General features: G+C 54.7%; 16 protein-coding genes. 6 read left to right on the top strand and 10 right to left on the bottom strand.

Annotated elements, in window-relative coordinates:
- Positions 1–42 precede the first annotated feature (42 nt).
- On the bottom strand, positions 43–1653 hold the full coding sequence (locus MUA00_RS00950; RefSeq protein WP_271124972.1) for an arylsulfatase: 1611 nt from the start codon (positions 1651–1653) through the stop codon (positions 43–45).
- A 545-nt stretch (positions 1654–2198) separates the two neighbouring features.
- On the opposite strand from MUA00_RS00950, the gene MUA00_RS00945 reads away from it, so the two are divergent.
- The 4 genes from MUA00_RS00945 (at position 2199) to agp (ending at position 7005) form a co-directional block, all read left to right on the top strand.
- Positions 2199–3812 carry a mechanosensitive ion channel family protein gene (locus tag MUA00_RS00945; RefSeq protein WP_408639681.1) on the top strand — a complete coding sequence of 538 codons (1614 nt, stop codon included), beginning with the start codon at positions 2199–2201 and terminating at the stop codon, positions 3810–3812.
- Complete coding sequence (locus MUA00_RS00940) at positions 3809–4954, top strand: BamA/TamA family outer membrane protein (RefSeq protein ID WP_271124971.1); 1146 nt, start codon at positions 3809–3811, stop codon at positions 4952–4954. The genes MUA00_RS00945 and MUA00_RS00940 overlap by 4 nt, the downstream gene beginning before the upstream one ends.
- Before the next feature lie 218 nt (positions 4955–5172).
- Positions 5173–5466, top strand: coding sequence for a YicS family protein (locus MUA00_RS00935; RefSeq protein ID WP_271124970.1), 294 nt, complete (start codon positions 5173–5175; stop codon positions 5464–5466).
- 291 nt (positions 5467–5757) lie between these two features.
- Positions 5758–7005 (top strand): bifunctional glucose-1-phosphatase/inositol phosphatase, encoded by a 1248-nt coding sequence (agp, locus tag MUA00_RS00930; protein ID WP_271124969.1) that lies wholly within the window; start codon positions 5758–5760, stop codon positions 7003–7005.
- Between the two features lie 40 nt (positions 7006–7045).
- Here the strand turns inward: agp and MUA00_RS00925 are convergent, their stop codons facing one another.
- Together MUA00_RS00925 and wrbA are read right to left on the bottom strand one after the other, a co-directional pair.
- Positions 7046–7273 carry a YccJ family protein gene (locus MUA00_RS00925; RefSeq protein WP_121267343.1) on the bottom strand — a complete coding sequence of 76 codons (228 nt, stop codon included), beginning with the start codon at positions 7271–7273 and terminating at the stop codon, positions 7046–7048.
- Between the two features lie 15 nt (positions 7274–7288).
- Positions 7289–7885: an NAD(P)H:quinone oxidoreductase gene (wrbA, locus tag MUA00_RS00920; protein WP_271124968.1), complete on the bottom strand. Its 597-nt coding sequence runs from the start codon at positions 7883–7885 to the stop codon at positions 7289–7291.
- Between the two features lie 393 nt (positions 7886–8278).
- Between wrbA and MUA00_RS00915 the strand changes: the two genes are divergently transcribed.
- Entirely contained in the window at positions 8279–8461 is a 183-nt protein-coding gene (locus tag MUA00_RS00915; RefSeq protein ID WP_121267345.1) for a con-10 family general stress protein, read from the top strand.
- Positions 8462–8632: 171 nt separating this feature from the next.
- On the top strand, positions 8633–9565 hold the full coding sequence (locus MUA00_RS00910; RefSeq protein WP_271124967.1) for a DMT family transporter: 933 nt from the start codon (positions 8633–8635) through the stop codon (positions 9563–9565).
- On the opposite strand, the gene rutG is transcribed toward MUA00_RS00910, so the two are convergent.
- From rutG to rutA, 7 genes are read right to left on the bottom strand one after another with little or no spacing between them, the layout of a single operon-like run.
- Positions 9553–10881: a pyrimidine utilization transport protein G gene (gene rutG, locus MUA00_RS00905; RefSeq protein ID WP_271124966.1), complete on the bottom strand. Its 1329-nt coding sequence runs from the start codon at positions 10879–10881 to the stop codon at positions 9553–9555. The two genes, MUA00_RS00910 and rutG, sit on opposite strands and share 13 nt — an antisense overlap.
- A gap of 25 nt (positions 10882–10906) precedes the next feature.
- Positions 10907–11395 (bottom strand): NADH-dependent FMN reductase RutF, encoded by a 489-nt coding sequence (rutF, locus tag MUA00_RS00900; protein ID WP_271124965.1) that lies wholly within the window; start codon positions 11393–11395, stop codon positions 10907–10909.
- 9 nt (positions 11396–11404) lie between these two features.
- Positions 11405–11995 (bottom strand): malonic semialdehyde reductase, encoded by a 591-nt coding sequence (locus MUA00_RS00895; protein WP_271124964.1) that lies wholly within the window; start codon positions 11993–11995, stop codon positions 11405–11407.
- On the bottom strand, positions 11992–12801 hold the full coding sequence (gene rutD, locus MUA00_RS00890; RefSeq protein WP_271124963.1) for a pyrimidine utilization protein D: 810 nt from the start codon (positions 12799–12801) through the stop codon (positions 11992–11994). The genes MUA00_RS00895 and rutD overlap by 4 nt, the downstream gene beginning before the upstream one ends.
- 4 nt (positions 12802–12805) lie before the next feature.
- On the bottom strand, positions 12806–13192 hold the full coding sequence (rutC, locus tag MUA00_RS00885) for a pyrimidine utilization protein C (protein WP_271124962.1): 387 nt from the start codon (positions 13190–13192) through the stop codon (positions 12806–12808).
- Between the two features lie 14 nt (positions 13193–13206).
- Positions 13207–13905 (bottom strand): pyrimidine utilization protein B, encoded by a 699-nt coding sequence (gene rutB / locus MUA00_RS00880; RefSeq protein ID WP_271124961.1) that lies wholly within the window; start codon positions 13903–13905, stop codon positions 13207–13209.
- The gene (rutA, locus tag MUA00_RS00875) at positions 13905–14996 is read right to left on the bottom strand and encodes a pyrimidine utilization protein A (protein WP_271124960.1); all 1092 of its coding nucleotides are present in this window, start codon (positions 14994–14996) and stop codon (positions 13905–13907) included. The genes rutB and rutA overlap by 1 nt, the downstream gene beginning before the upstream one ends.

The following is a 14996-nucleotide window of genomic DNA, read 5'->3' as shown; positions in this document are numbered from 1 at the left end:
ACCGGGTGGGTATCCACCCGGCGTACGGACCATAAACGGTCATTATTTGTTGATGTTGGAGCCTTCTTCGATCATCGCAGCAGCGTCGGAAACGGTGAACGAGCCGGGTTTCTGACGCGGTGGGAACTCTTTAAAGGTGGCCAGCATCTCAGTGACGTATTTCTGCGCGCCGCCCATCAGGAACATGCGGTCGTAGAACCAGCTCTGGTAGCCCATCCCGTCGGAACCTTTCTCCAGCGGATCTACTTCAAGATCGAAGATCATCGGCGCACGCAGTTTCACGAACGGGTAGCGCCACAGATCGAGTCCGGTGTGCTCCTGAATCATGAAGTGCGCTTTCCAGCGGCCGTAACGCATCGCCAGCAGGTCGCCGTCATCGCTCCAGTAGAAGAACTCTTTACGCGGGTCTTCGCCTTTGCCCTGAATGAAGTCGAGCTGGTTGTAACCGTCCAGATGCACTTTGTAGGTGATTGACGGCGTTTTGTAGCCTTTCAATAGCTGTTCTTTGATGTCCGGCACGCCGGCTGCCGCGACAAGCGTCGGGAACCAGTCGTTACTGCCGAAAATATCGTTAATCAGGGTGCCCGGTTTGATATGGCCCGGCCACTTGATCATTGCCGGTACGCGGAAACCGCCTTCCCAGTTGGTATTTTTCTCACCGCGGAACGGTGTGATGCCACCATCAGGCCAGGTTGCCGTCATCGGGCCGTTATCGGTGGTGTAGAGCACGATGGTGTTATCTTCGATGCCGAGATCTTTAATTTTCTTAAGCACCTCGCCGACCATCTTGTCATGCTCAACCATGCCGTCTGCATAAGTCCCGAGTCCGGTTACGCCAATGCTGGCATCCTTGAGGTGGGTTTTATTGTGCATACGCGTGGTGTTAAACCAGGTAAAGAATGGCTTACCGGCTTTGGTCTGGCGTTCCATAAAGTCGTTGTTGGCGGCGAGCGTTTCTTCGTCAACGGTGCCCATACGTTTGACCGTAAGCGGGCCGGTGTCTTCAATTTTGCCGTCCGCGCTGCTCTTAATCACGCCGCGTGGGCCAAATTGTTTACGGAATTCAGGATCTTTCGGGTAGTCCGGGTTTTCCGGTTCTTCTTCCGCATTCAGGTGATAAAGATTGCCGAGGAACTCATCAAAACCGTGCGCGGTTGGCAGGAATTCATCGCGGTCGCCGAGGTGGTTTTTACCAAACTGCCCGGTGGCGTAGCCAAGCTGTTTGAGGATATTCGCGATAGTCGGGTCTTCTTTTTGCAGGCCCTGCGGCGCGCCCGGCATACCGACTTTACTCATCCCGGTACGGAACGGCATTTGCCCGGTAATGAACGAAGAGCGGCCCGCTGTAGAACTTTGTTCCGCGTAATAGGAGGTAAATTTGGCGCCTTCATTAGCAATACTGTCAATGTTCGGCGTTTTATAACCCATCATGCCCTGGTTATAAGTACTTAAATTCCAGTAACCAATATCATCGCCAAAAATCACCACGATATTAGGTTTGGAAGCATCCTGATTCGGCTGGGAGGCATCCTGATTCTGCGTGTTAGCAAGCGGGGGTGTAGCAGGAGCAGCGTTAACAGCGGACACGGCGCCAGTCATCAAGGTAAGCATGCTGGCCAGCATTGTCCTTTTAAAAGGGACATTGTTAAGCATCTTTGGGACTCCGTTCATTTGAGGGACCCAGTGATTATAGTAAAGAGCTGAAATTAGCTATTACATTTTGAATTACCAGTAAAAGCTCAAAATTAAAGCGCAGCCAATAAGATTTTGGATGATTAGTTCGCTTCCCTTTAATAACTTATTGAAAGAAAAGTTTTTTTAAAAAAAAGAGGTGAATATAGTATTAAGGAAAAATCCTTTTATGAATTTATTACGAACGTGATTACCCCCGCAGCATGGGGAATAATTTGCTGAAGAGAAGGAATTTCCGAGCATTAAATGATTTTTTTACAGCATCAAAGTGGTCAATTCTACGCACGATCAAGCCTTAACCGGAGAGGCGCCAGGCAACTGATTTAACAAACAGAACCAGAAATAAAAAATTTATCGTCTGCTAAGAATATCAACTCCTTAAAAGAGAGTAGCGTGCCTTGAATATGCTTAAGGTTGCTCTATGCTCAAAGCAGATGTTTAAACGTTCTCACGCTCGTGCGTGATTGAATAATAAAACAAATCTCATTATTCCCCGGGTAACGCATATGAAAAGGCTGCTGATATTTTTTTTAGCATGGATGTCTGTGTGTTCCTCTGTAGCGCTGTATGCCGCCGAACCGCGTCAGTTGCCTTCCGAACAGGATAAAGCCCGTACGGTTTATATTTTTCATCAGCCAATCGTTATGCTGCAGGCGAAATTCGGCATGACGACGCCTGAAGAGCGCGTTTTACGCATCAGAAATACCCTGCGTTCCCTGACCGAAGAGGATATTCGCCAGCCGGTAAAAATCATCAACATTAAGCGATATAACCAGCAAGGACGACTATTTTCCATTAACGATAAACCTGTCATGTTGCTGATGCAGGGCGATTTGGATGAAGGCGACGATCTGACGCTCGACCAGGCGGCGCAGCGGGTGTTGGCGAGATTAAACGCGCAGCGCACGTCTTTAATGGATCAGTATTCTTCTTCTTATTTACTCATCGCCACGGCAAAAATGCTGGCGGGCACCTGTGTGCTGTTGCTGTTGTTTTATGGCGCTTTTAAATGCTGGCAAAAGTTTAAACAGTATTTTCAAACCGAGCGGGCGCAGAATCGCAGGTTAATTCCCCAACGCTGGCGCGAGGTATTTGGCGCGCTCGAGGTTTATCTGTTTGGATTGCTGATGGTTTTGCTGGGCATAACGGCGTTTTATATCTGGCTTAGCTGGCTTTTTCGCCTTTATCCCTGGACGCGAGTCTGGGGAGAGTCTCTGGGTTCCTGGTCGATAAACCTGCTGCAAAAAATCGCGCTTTCAATTGCTTCGGCGTTTCCCGGATTATTAATTGTCGCCATTATCTTTTTACTCACCGCTTTTATTCTCAAGCTGCTGAAGATGCTGTTAAAGCGCGTCGAGCAGGGCAAGTTGCAGATGCCGGGCCTGCACCCGGAAACCGTCGGCGCTACGCGTAAACTTATTTCGGTCATGGTTTGGCTGTTTGCTCTTTCCGCCGCTTACCCGTTTTTACCCGGCGCGAATTCGTTGGCGTTTAAAGGCATCAGCGTATTTTTCGGCCTGATGTTAACGCTCGGCTCGGCAGGAGTGATGAACCATGCGATGAGCGGGCTGGTGTTGATTTATTCGCGTGCGTTACGCAAAGGTGACGTTATACGCATCGGCGATAACGAAGGCCTGGTGAGCGAAGTGGGCATGCTTGCCACTAAGATTCTTACGCGAGAAAGCTACGTGGTGACCGTACCCAACGCCGTAGTGGTCAGCGGCAAAATCACCAATCTCAGCGCGCAGAATCCCGGCGGCGGCGTGAATCTGACCACCAGCGTAACCATCGGCTACGATACGCCCTGGCGGCAGGTTCACGCCATGCTGGAACTGGCCGCCAGCCGCACGAAAGGAATTGAGCCGGGGACATCGCCGCTGGTGCGCCAGCTTAATCTGATGGACTGGTATATCGCTTATGAATTGCAGGTCAGGCTGCGCGCAGGAGAGTCGCTCGCCAGCGTAAAAAGTGAACTGCACAGTCATATTCAGGACGTGTTTAACGAATTTAACGTGCAGATTATGTCGCCAAACTTTGTTAACCAGCCGGAAAACGCCGTAATGGTGACGCGAGACAACTGGTTTGCAGCGCCGGCCGTCCCCCCCGATAAACAACCATGAAGTCACCAGCCGGTTCATGGGTTGCGCTTTTAATTCTGGGGTTGCAGCCACTGTCAGCCAGCGCTGCCGGGCTTGCTGACGATACGGGGCAGTTTGATATGAGCGATGACCTTAGCGACAATCGTTACGGCTTTTTACCTGTCCCCGTTGTGATTACGGAACCCGCGGTCGGCTACGGCGGTGGGGTAGTTGGCCTTTTCTTACATGATTCGCCCGACAGCCTGGCAGCCAAATCCCGCCATGATGGCAGGACCATTCCACCCGCCATGACGGCGTTTGGCGGAGGAGCAACCCAAAATGGCACCTGGTTTGTCGGCGGCGGGCATCGTCATACCTGGAATAACGACGGCATCCGTTACCTTGCCGCACTCGGTTATGCCGATATCAATCTTGATATCTATTCTGGCGATATTTCGGGGTTCGACCGGGGGAAGGGCGTGAGCACGCAAACGAAAGGGTACGGCGGGATGCAAAAGCTGCTGTTTCGGGTGGCCGATACGCCGTTCTTTGTCGGCGGTTCGCAGTTTTACGCCAGCATGGAAATTTCTGCCGATAATCCCTTTATCAACCGCGCGTTACAGCGCGTGCTCGGGGAGAAAAGCGCCACATCAGGCGTCGGGCTGCTGATGGAATACGATACGACGGATAATTTCTTTTATCCTCGCCGTGGGCTGTCCGTCACCGGTGAATACCAGTTTTACACCAGCTTTCTGGGCGGCGATTATCGTTACAATCTCCTGACGCTTAACGGCAAGTATTTTCACCCGTTAGGTAACGATTTCACTCTGGCTCTGGCAGGGAATTACCAGTCGCTTTCGCATCAAAGCAGCCATCTGCCGCCGATGGCACGGCCCTATATCCAGTTACGCGGCATCTCGCGTTATCGTTATCAGGCAGACTATGTCAGCACGGTGCAAACGCAGCTAGAGTGGCAGATGACGCCGCGCTGGACGTTGCAGGGATTTGTCGGGGCGGGGAGCGCCAGCAAAGAGCAAGAAGATCTCTATCAGCAAACCGAGGTCGCCTGGGGCGGAGGATTCCGCTACCTGGTCGCGCGTCAGTTTGGCCTGCATACTGGCGTTGACATCGCTTTTAGCGATAACGAACAAGCGCTTTATTTCAACGTCGGGGCCGGGCTGTAAGTCCTTATCGCCTTACTGACAACGCAGAAATAAAAGCACCTGAGGACAATAACGAATGGCGTTCGAATACCTTTCGGCTCAAGCTTCGGCAATAAAAAATAGTCGTATCTTTCTTCGCGAAAGGGCAAATTTACTCCCGGCGGGGTTATTTGCGCATTACCAGGCGGGAACATATAGTTAAATCATCTTTCACAGCGTTGCGCCTTAAGGAAATCCCAATGGCTCTGACCAAAATTCTTCCCTTGCTGATCTGCCTGACGGCTTCTGCCAGCGCAGCCGCTGAGTCTGCGTTTCAGTCGTTACAGTTTGAGCAGCATAAACAGCAGGTCATGACCGAGCTGAAAAAAGTCTGCCATCAGCCAAAAGGGATGACAGATACCGCCTGGGCAAACAGCATATTGTCTTCAGAAGACAATCAGCGCCATGTCCGCGAAGCTACTGTGGCAATCGAGCGCAACAATACTCAAAATTACTGGGATGCTATCGGCAAAGTGGAATGCCCGGAAATGTAATGTCCGCAGCCTGATTCGAGACTTTCTGTGAGGCTCGTATTTTATTAATAATCTTCATTAACCGGGCATCCGTTCAGCGAGGCTCTTTTAATTGTCCGTAATGCATAATCAACTCCTCAACCGCCTCCCAAAAGATCGTCGATTGAACCTCCAGGCAACGAAATCCGCCATTTTTTAGCGCACAGGATCACTAATCTGCCATTTTGCGATCCTGTTACCGGGTGCATGACGGTTTTTCTGCCACACTATTCCTCGGCGCTTTTGCTGCAATAACCTCTTGAGGAATAAGGAATGAATAAGAAAATCGTCGCCTCATTGCTGGCCGTGGCCTGTTTTGCACCGGGAATGGCGAATGCCGAAGCTGCTCTGGAAGGTTATCAACTTCAGCAGGTTCTGTTGATGAGCCGCCACAACCTGCGCGCGCCGCTGGCGAATAACGGCAGCGTGCTTGAGCAATCCACCGCGCAATCCTGGCCTGAATGGGACGTGCCTGGCGGGCAGCTAACCACTAAAGGTGGCGTGCTGGAAATCTACATGGGGCACTATCTGCGTGAATGGCTGGCGGAGCAGGGGCTGGTGAAAAGCGGCGAATGTCCGACTCCGCAAAGCGTTTACGCCTACGCTAATAGCCTGCAACGAACCGTAGCGACCGCGCAGTTCTTTATCACCGGCGCTTTCCCAGGCTGCGACGTGCCTGTCCATCATCAGGATAAAATGGGCACCATGGACCCGACGTTTAACCCGGTTATCACTAATGATTCGCCAGAATTCCAGCAGGCGGCGGTGAAAGCGATGGAGGCCCAGCGCGAGCACTATAAACTCGACGACAGTTATAAACTGCTTGAGCAGGTGACGGCGTTTAGCGATTCGCCCACCTGCAAAGAAAAACAGCAGTGCGATTTAACCGCGTCGAAGGATAAATTCAGCGCCAACGCGACCGAGGAGCCGGGCGTAAGCGGGCCGCTAAAAGTGGGTAACTCGCTGGTGGATGCTTTTACGCTGCAATACTACGAGGGCTTCCCGCTCGACCAGGTCGCCTGGGGGCAGATCAAAACCGAGCAGCAGTGGCGCGTGCTGTCGCAGTTGAAAAACGGCTATCAGGACACGTTGTTCACCTCGCCTGAAGTTGCGCGCAACGTATCCGCGCCGCTGGTGAAATACATTCAAAAAGTGCTGGCGGGTAGCGAGGAAAAGGCGCCGAAAATCACCCTGCTGGTGGGGCATGATTCCAACATCGCCTCTCTACTGACCGCGCTGGATTTTAAAGAGTATCAGTTGCCGAAGCAGAACGAGCGTACGCCTATCGGCGGCAAAATCATGTTCCAGCGCTGGCATGACAGCAAGGCCAATCGCGAATTAATGAAAGTCGAGTACGTCTATCAGAGCAGCGAGCAGTTAAGGAACGGCGAGGTGCTGAGCCTGCAACAGCCGCCGCAGCGCGTAACGCTGCAGCTCAACGGCTGCCCGATTGATGCGAACGGTTTTTGTCCGTGGGATAAATTTACCGAAGTGTTAGACAAAACGGTGGCGGGCAAATAAAGCAAAAAGCCCCCGCCGTGGCGGGGGCTTTTTGAACAATCTAAACGTTTTTGCGCTCTATGGTTTGCTCTCCCCAGAACAGCGAGTCTTTGTCGGTTTTCTCAAACGCCTTGAGCAGCACTTCGTCGCTGCCTTCTTCCCAGATTTTTTCTGCGAGCTTTTCGTCATATTTAGCCACTTCAAAAATAGCTTCCGCTATCTCAGGTGAAGTGTTACGTAAACTTGCCCATTCACCGACGTGATGTGCTTTGGATTCTTGAGTTGGCATGTGCTCCTCCAGAAATTAACCGTTAAGTTTTACTGCCAGACCGGCGACGTATTCACCCTGATAGCGAGCAATGGCCAGCTCTTCCGGGCTTGGCTGACGAGAGCCATCGCCTCCGGCAATGGTCGTGGCGCCGTAAGGCGTGCCGCCGCGCACCTGCGAAATATCAAACAGCTCCTGCGCCGCATAGCCAATCGGGACAATAACCATCCCGTGATGTGCAAGCGTAGTCCATGTTGAAGAAATCGTGTGTTCCTGCCCGCCGCCGGTGCCGGTTGAACTGAACACGCTGGCAAGCTTGCCGTAAAGTCCGCCGGATGCCCACAGGCCGCCGGTTTGATCGAGGAAAGTGCGCATCTGCCCTGACATATTGCCAAAGCGGGTTGGGGTACCAAAAATGATGGCGTCGTACTCCGTCAGCTCCTGCGGCGTGGCCTGCGGAGCGTTTTGCGTTTTGCCCCCGGCTTTTAAGAAGGCGTCGCCCGGCATGGTTTCCGGTACTCGTTTTATCACTACCTCAGCGCCGTCAACCTTTTGGGCGCCTTCCGCCACGGCGTGAGCCATAGTTTCGATATGTCCATACATGGAATAATAGAGCACCAGTACTTTTGCCATCTTGCTTTACTCCTGGATTAAACCGCAGCGTTTTGCTGCCCTCCTTTAAAGATATGCCCTGTGTCCCAGAGTGCAAACCAGAGTGCCGTTTCCTTGATTCATCACAATCCGCGGTGAACGCCCCGGGATGTAGCATTAGGTCACAGTTTCGTTTGGCAAATATTTTGCCAAATATAAGAATATCTTATGAATCGCAGCGCGAAAAAATCACCCGTTCTGGCGATTACATGTTGCAAAATATTACGGTTAACTGGTCAATTACGCCCGCTGCACTAAGCTTAATTTCACGCGGCAACGATGATGGCGCAAGCCAAAAGCCGTGAGGTGAAAGAATCACTCTTTTACTTAATGCAGAATGATGACTTATTGATTTCACCAATCTGGAGGTTAGAAATGGCAAACCATCGTGGTGGTTCAGGTAATTTCGCTGAAGACCGTGAAAGAGCATCAGAAGCAGGTCGTAAAGGTGGCCAGCACAGCGGCGGGAATTTTAAAAATGACCCGCAGCGTGCATCAGAAGCAGGCCAGAAAGGGGGCAAAAATAGCCACGGCAGCGGTAGCAGCAAAAGTAAATAGCCGTAGCTAAGTGCGATTAGCTGTCGTCTGATTATTAATAGCTAATAGCCAGTCCCGACCGCCGGTTTTTACCGGCGGTTTTTTATTTTTCGTCGCCCATTGCGCCGTATTCCGGCGCGTCGCACTATAGTCAGCTCTTTCATTTATTGTCTGAATGCTTGCTGGTATCTCATGTCCGCCTTATTAAGCCGCTATAAATTCTCCGTAAAGCCTCAGGAAGCGATTCTGATTCTGATAACCATGTTCTGGGGCGGCACTTTTCTGGCCGTGCAGTATGCGATGACCCTGAGCGGGCCGTTTTTCTTTGTCGGCCTGCGTTTTGCCACCGCAGCGCTGGCCGTAGGGCTGCTGTCGATAAAATCCCTGCGCGGCCTGACCTGGCTTGAAGTGAAAGCGGGCATCGCCATCGGGATTGCTATCGCTTTGGGTTACAGCATGCAGACCTGGGGTTTACAGACCATTCCGAGCAGTAAATCCGCATTCATTACCGCTATGTATGTTCCTTTGGTGCCGCTGCTGCAGTGGGTTTGCCTGGGCAAAATGCCGGGGGTTATGTCCTGGGTGGGCGTGGCGCTGGCCTTTGTGGGACTGATTTTCCTGGCAGGGCCGGAAGGCACATCGCTGACGCTGGGAGCGGGGGAAATCATCACTCTGATAAGCGCTCTGGCGATTGCAGCCGAGATAATCATGATAAGCCTCTGGGCCGGTAAGGTGGATATTAAGCGTGTGACCATTGTGCAACTGGCAACCGCGTCAATTGTGGCTTTCGCCGCCATGGTCCCGGCAGGGGAGAGCGTGCCCCCCTTCAGCGCCGGATTAGCAGTAATAGCGTTGGGTTTAGGGATTTTCAGCGCCATTATCCAGGTGACGATGAACTGGGCGCAGCGCAGCGTTTCACCGACCCGCGCCACGGTTATTTATACCGGCGAGCCGGTATGGGCAGGTATTTTCGGACGTATCGCCGGGGAGCGTTTGCCGGTGCTGGCCCTTTTAGGCGGCGCGCTGATTGTGCTTGGCGTGCTGGTCAGCGAATTAAAACTCAAACGTAAGAAAGCGGCACCGGTTTCGGTGCCGAAGGAAGCGTTACGCCGTCAGGGATCCTGATGGGCTATTTCGGCGTCGCTCACCGGGGCCGGGCGACGGCTCAATATCGCATTCAGAATAATGGCGCCAAAGGTGGCGGTGCCTATTCCGCCAAGCGTAAAGCCGCCCAGCGTCAGGGCGAAGTCGCCCGCTCCCAGCACCAGCGTCACCGCAACCATAATCAAATTGCCGTTCTGGCTCAGGTCCACGCGATGCTGTATCCAGATGCGCGCGCCCGCCACGGCAATCAGCCCGAACACCACAATTGAAGCGCCGCCGATAACCGGGGCCGGGATGGTATGAATAAGCGCCCCGAACTTCGGTGAAAAGCCAAGCAGCATAGCGATGCCCGACGCGGCCACAAACACCAGCGTGGAATAGACTTTCGTCACGGCCATTACGCCGATATTCTCCGCATAGGTTGTGACGCCGCTCCCGCCTACCGAACCTGAAAGCATTGTCGCCAGCCCGTCTCCCACAAAAGCGCGGCCGATATAAGGGTCCATATTTTGGCCGGTCATGCCCGCCACGGCTTTCAGGTGCCCGAGGTTTTCCGCCACCAGGATAACGGCTACGGGTGCGATTAACATCATGGCCTGGGCGTTAAAGGTCGGCGAGGTGAGCTGGGGCAGGCCAAACCACGCGGCCTGCTGGATAAGAGAGAAGTCTACGGGTTTGCCAAAGCCCAAACCGTTCGCCAGTATCGCGTAAAGCGCGCAGGCAACGACAAGGCCTAACAGGATCAGCAGGCGTTGGATCATTCCGCGAGTGAAAACCGCTACCAGACCGATACACAGCACGGTCATCACCGCCATCCAGCTATCAAAACTGCTGGCCGAGACGCCGCGCACGGCAATCGGCGCAAGGTTAAGACCAATCGCCATCACCACGGCGCCGGTGACGACCGGCGGCATCAGGCGTTCAATCCAGCGGGTGCCGGCCTTCATAACGATAAATCCAATCGCGGTATAGACAGCGCCACAGGCGATAATTCCGCCCAGCGCCACGCTCAGATGAGGGTTCAGCCCCTGGCCGTTAAAACCCGTTACGGCTATTACCACGCCGACAAATGCCGCGCTGGAGCCAAGATAGCTCGGCACGCGCCCCCCGGTGACCAGGAAAAACAGCAGCGTGCCAATGCCCGACATCAGGATTGAAAGATTCGGGTCGAGGCCCATCAGCAGCGGCATTAACACCGTCGCGCCGAACATGGCCACCGCGTGCTGCACGCCCATCACCAGCGTCTGCCCCAGTGGCAGCATTTCATCCGGCGCCACGACGCCGCTTTCCGTTAGTGCAGATTTCTTACGCCATTGAGGGAACCAGGAATTTGCCATTTTCATCTCCACGCAGGAATTTCGGCTAACAGGCAGGCCGCATCAGTTGGTGATACCCACGGTCAAACCACACCAGACCGTGGGTATCGTCGTTACGTTCCAAAGCCACCAGCTCGCAAAACAGGATGTCATGCGTTCCCACGCTCACCACCTGGCTGATGCGGCAGTCGAAAGAGGCCACCGCGCCTTCAAGCTGCGGGCAGCCGCTTACGCCCTGTCGCCAGCGCGCTGCGGAAAAGCGATCTGACATGGGCGTTTTGCCGCCAAAGAGGTTGGAGAGCGATTCGTGACCGGCGGCCAGGGTATTCACGCAAAGCGCCTCGTTCTGACTGAAAATCGGCCATACCGACGCGCTGCGATTAAGGCAGACCAGCAAAGTTGGCGGATCGTCGGTGACGCTACATACCGCTGAGGCAGTAAAACCTGCCCGTCCGGCAGGCCCGTCGGTGGTGATAATGTTGACCGCAGCCCCGAGTCGGGACATGGCATCGCGGAAGTTTTGTTTTTCAACCATGCATGCTCCTTAAGCCAGCTCGCAGGCGTCATTAAAGGCCAGACGCGGCAGGCGAGTATGTGCTTTGGTGGTGTCGCCATAGCCGATATTGATCAGCAAATTGCTTTTCCAGCCGCTGGCCTGGAAAAACGTTGCATCCACTTTCTGTCGATCAAAACCTGACATTGGCCCGGTGTCTAAGCCCAGCGCCCGGCAGGCGGAAATCAGATAGGCCGCCTGCATTGAGCTGTTGCGAAAGGCGGTTTCCTGCGCCAGTTCAGGGCTTGAAGTAAACCATGCACGAGCGTCTGCATAGGGAAATAGCGCAGGCAGATGCTCATAGAAAGCCGGATCCCAGGCAACGATGGCCGTCACCGGCGCGCGCATGGTTTTATCGACGTTACCGCTGGAGAGCGCGGGTTTAAGACGCGCTTTCCCTTCACTGCTGCGCACAAAAAGAAAGCGCGCCGGTGAACAGTTGGCCGAAGTAGGGCCAAGGCGAACCAGGTTATAAATCTCTTCAAGCTGCGCATCGCTCACGCCGGTATCCTGCCAGGCGCTGTGGGTGCGGGCACGGGTAAACAGCGTCTCCAGGGCCGGGGTATCAACTGCAGAACTCATACGTTTTCCTCATGATATTCGGGGAAGGGTAATAGCGTGGCCAGTTCGCCCAGCAGCCATTCGTTAAAGGCGCTCGCGGCGGTGACGTTGCAGGCGTGGCCGCCCCAGGGCAGGATCTGCAGCCGACTGTTGGGCAAGGCGTCGTGCAACGCCGCGGAGCAGTTCCAGGGCACCAGAAGATCGTCCCGGGCGCAAATCAGCAGCACCAGCTGGCGGATAAGGTGCGCGGTAGAGCGAAAATCCGCCGCCTTCAGCGCCTTCAGGCGGCGCGTAAGGTTCTCTTCTCCCTGAAAGTGGGCGTTATGCAGGGCCTCTTCCGCCTCAAGACGCGGCTGGTTAGCCGCCATCCAGTCGGCCGGATAAAGGAAAAGCGGCTGAGCCTGTAAATACGCCGCGCTGCCGCTGTCGCGCAGCAGGGTTTCCCGGACCGCGAAGCAGCGCCGCGTGTGGGCGTTAAGCTGCAGCCAGGCGTTAATCACGATCAGCATTTTTACCGACCCGGGGTAATCCAGCGCCATTTGCATACCGACCAGCCCGCCAAGCGCATGGCCGAGTAAGCCAAACTCCGTGATGCCTTTCGCACGCAGGGCTTCGTGCAGCTCACGCGCCATATCCGCCAGGCTGTAATCGTTCGGCAAAAGCTCATGGTTAACGCCGGTGCCGCGCTGGTCATACACCACCAACTGATAGCGTGCGCCAAGGGCCGCCCGCTGCTCCTGCCAGTAGCTGCCGGTGCCGCCAAGTCCGGCAACCAGCACCAGCACCGGCGCGCCCGTGAAGGGGGGAGACGTTAGCTCGATGTGCATAAGGTTATTTCCCGATGTGCGCCACGGAGGCGATTTCTACCAGCGCACCCGGTTTCACCAGACCGCACTGGATGCAAAAACGCGCCGGCTTCTCGCCTGCGAAAAACTCCGCGTAGACTTCATTGACCGCCGCGTAGTTAACCCAGTCGGTAATAAAGATGGAGTTAAAGGTCACGTCATCCATACTGCCGCCCGCGGTTTCAATAACCGCTTTGATGGTTTCCAGCACGTGACGCGTCTGCGCCCGGGCATCCCCGAGGTGAACCACGTTATTTTGCTTATCGAATGGAAGCGTGCCTGAGACATACACCACGCCATCAGCCAGCGTGCCCGGCACGAAAGGCGCAATAGGCGTCGTGGTTCCCGGTGGAATAATTACGGATTTAGGCATCAGCAGGCTCCTTATCAGGCAATTCGGGCAAGCACATGCGGAGACAACGCGCGGCAAAACGAACCGACGTCGCTGACCCAGCCAAAGAAAGTTTCGATATTGAATAAGGCGGCCTGCTGGGCAAGCGCGGGCCCTGCCTGATGCGTGGCATCGGCAAGCACCACGCCGAAATACTCCAGGAAAAAGCCGTCGCGCAGGGTGGATTCCACGCACACGTTGGTGGCGATGCCGGTAAACACCAAATGGCGGATACCGCGCGAGCGCAGAATGCTGTCCAGCGGGGTATTAAAGAAGCCGCTGTAACGTGGCTTGGGCAGCACGATATCCCCCGGCTGCGGCACCAGTTCGTCCACCAGTTGATAATCCCAGCCGCCTTTCGCCAGCAGGGTGCCCAGTAATTCCGGGCGCTGGCGCATGGTTTTCAGGGCGTTGGATTTATGCCAGTTGGGCGAGCCCGGCCCGCCCGCTTCCACGTAATCGCTATCCCAGCCGTTCTGGAACCAGATAATCAGCATGCCCGCTTTACGCGCTGCCGCTACGGCCGTTTTTATGTTGTCGATAACCGGCGCGGTGGAGGAAACGTCAAATCCGGCCAGGTCGAGATAGCCGCCTTTGGTGGCATAAGCGTTTTGCATGTCCACAACGATGAGCGCGGTCTTCTCCGGCGTAAACGTTATGGATTCCGGGCGGGCATCAAGCGTGATGTCTTTCATTAGGCCACCTCGCGAGCGGTTGGAGACAGATGGCCGCGAGACTGCATCAGCGGCTGGATCCGCTCGCCAAAGGCTTCAATTCCGGCGAGGAAATCGTCGAAAGTCAGCAGCACCCCTTCGGCGCCCGGGACGGTTGCCACTTCATCCAGCAGGCGTGCGACGGTGGCGTATGAGCCCACCAGCGTGCCCATGTTGATGTTTACCGCTGAGGTAGGGTCCGCCATCTGCCGCACGTTGGTGTCCGTTCCGGATCGGGTATCTTTCTGGCTTTGTTCCGTCAGCCAGGCAAGCGCCTCTTCGTCCGCCCCCTCTTTGTAGTGTTCCCATTTCGCACGGGCGGCCTCGTCGGTTTCATCGGCAATAATCATAAACAGCACGTAAGAGCCCACGTCTCGGCCGGTTTTTTCCGCCGCCAGCTTCATGCGTGCGGCGGTTGGCGCAAAGGCCGTCGGGGTGTTCACCCCTTTGCCAAAGCAGAAGTTGTAATCGGCGTATTCGGCGGAGAAAGCCATGCCCGCGTCGCTTTGGCCTGCGCAGATCATTTTGACCGGTTTTTCCGGACGCGGGCTGAGACGGCAATCGTTCATGGTGAAAAATTCCCCTTTCAAATCGCTGTGTCCGGCGCCCCATAGCTCCCGCAGCACCGTGGCGTATTCGGCAAGGTAGTCATAACGGCGGGTGAAATAGTCATCTCCCGGCCACATGCCCATCTGCTCATATTCGGGTTTTTGCCAGCCGGTCACCAGATTCACGCCAAACCGTCCGGGGGCGATAGAGTCGATGGTCGAGGCCATGCGAGCGACGATGGCCGGGGGCAGGGTAAGGGTTGCGGCGGTGGCGTATATCTGGATTCGCGAGGTAACCGCGGCCAGCCCGGCCATCAGCGAGAAGGACTCCAGGTTATGATCCCAGAATTCGGTTTTGCCGCCGAAGCCGCGTAATTTGATCATCGAGAGCGCAAAATCGAAATCGTAACGTTCCGCTTTTTGCACAATGGCTTTGTTCAGCTCAAAAGTCGGCATGTACTGCGGCGCGTTAGTGGAAATTAGCCAGCCGTTGTTGCCGATAGGGACGAAGACACCAATTTTCAT

The organism is Dryocola boscaweniae, from assembly GCF_025215095.1.
In the GTDB taxonomy this organism is placed as follows: Bacteria; Pseudomonadota; Gammaproteobacteria; order Enterobacterales; family Enterobacteriaceae; genus Dryocola; species Dryocola boscaweniae.
The sequence above is the reverse complement of the archived record's forward strand: the minus strand, read 5'-3'. Positions and strand labels throughout refer to the sequence as shown.

Bases quoted from the DNA above. Each gene is read 5' to 3' on its own strand.
- MUA00_RS00950 (WP_271124972.1), bottom strand. From the start codon at position 1,653: ATGCTTAACAATGTCCCTTTTAAAAGGACAATGCTGGCCAGCATGCTT.
- MUA00_RS00910 (WP_271124967.1), top strand. From the start codon at position 8,633: ATGTCCGCCTTATTAAGCCGCTATAAATTCTCCGTAAAGCCTCAGGAA.
- rutD (WP_271124963.1), bottom strand. From the start codon at position 12,801: ATGCACATCGAGCTAACGTCTCCCCCCTTCACGGGCGCGCCGGTGCTG.
- MUA00_RS00895 (WP_271124964.1), bottom strand. From the start codon at position 11,995: ATGAGTTCTGCAGTTGATACCCCGGCCCTGGAGACGCTGTTTACCCGT.
- rutF (WP_271124965.1), bottom strand. From the start codon at position 11,395: ATGGTTGAAAAACAAAACTTCCGCGATGCCATGTCCCGACTCGGGGCT.
- rutG (WP_271124966.1), bottom strand. From the start codon at position 10,881: ATGGCAAATTCCTGGTTCCCTCAATGGCGTAAGAAATCTGCACTAACG.
- rutC (WP_271124962.1), bottom strand. From the start codon at position 13,192: ATGCCTAAATCCGTAATTATTCCACCGGGAACCACGACGCCTATTGCG.
- MUA00_RS00925 (WP_121267343.1), bottom strand. From the start codon at position 7,273: ATGCCAACTCAAGAATCCAAAGCACATCACGTCGGTGAATGGGCAAGT.
- rutB (WP_271124961.1), bottom strand. From the start codon at position 13,905: ATGAAAGACATCACGCTTGATGCCCGCCCGGAATCCATAACGTTTACG.
- MUA00_RS00940 (WP_271124971.1), top strand. From the start codon at position 3,809: ATGAAGTCACCAGCCGGTTCATGGGTTGCGCTTTTAATTCTGGGGTTG.
- MUA00_RS00945 (WP_408639681.1), top strand. From the start codon at position 2,199: ATGAAAAGGCTGCTGATATTTTTTTTAGCATGGATGTCTGTGTGTTCC.
- MUA00_RS00935 (WP_271124970.1), top strand. From the start codon at position 5,173: ATGGCTCTGACCAAAATTCTTCCCTTGCTGATCTGCCTGACGGCTTCT.
- agp (WP_271124969.1), top strand. From the start codon at position 5,758: ATGAATAAGAAAATCGTCGCCTCATTGCTGGCCGTGGCCTGTTTTGCA.
- rutA (WP_271124960.1), bottom strand. From the start codon at position 14,996: ATGAAAATTGGTGTCTTCGTCCCTATCGGCAACAACGGCTGGCTAATT.
- MUA00_RS00915 (WP_121267345.1), top strand. From the start codon at position 8,279: ATGGCAAACCATCGTGGTGGTTCAGGTAATTTCGCTGAAGACCGTGAA.
- wrbA (WP_271124968.1), bottom strand. From the start codon at position 7,885: ATGGCAAAAGTACTGGTGCTCTATTATTCCATGTATGGACATATCGAA.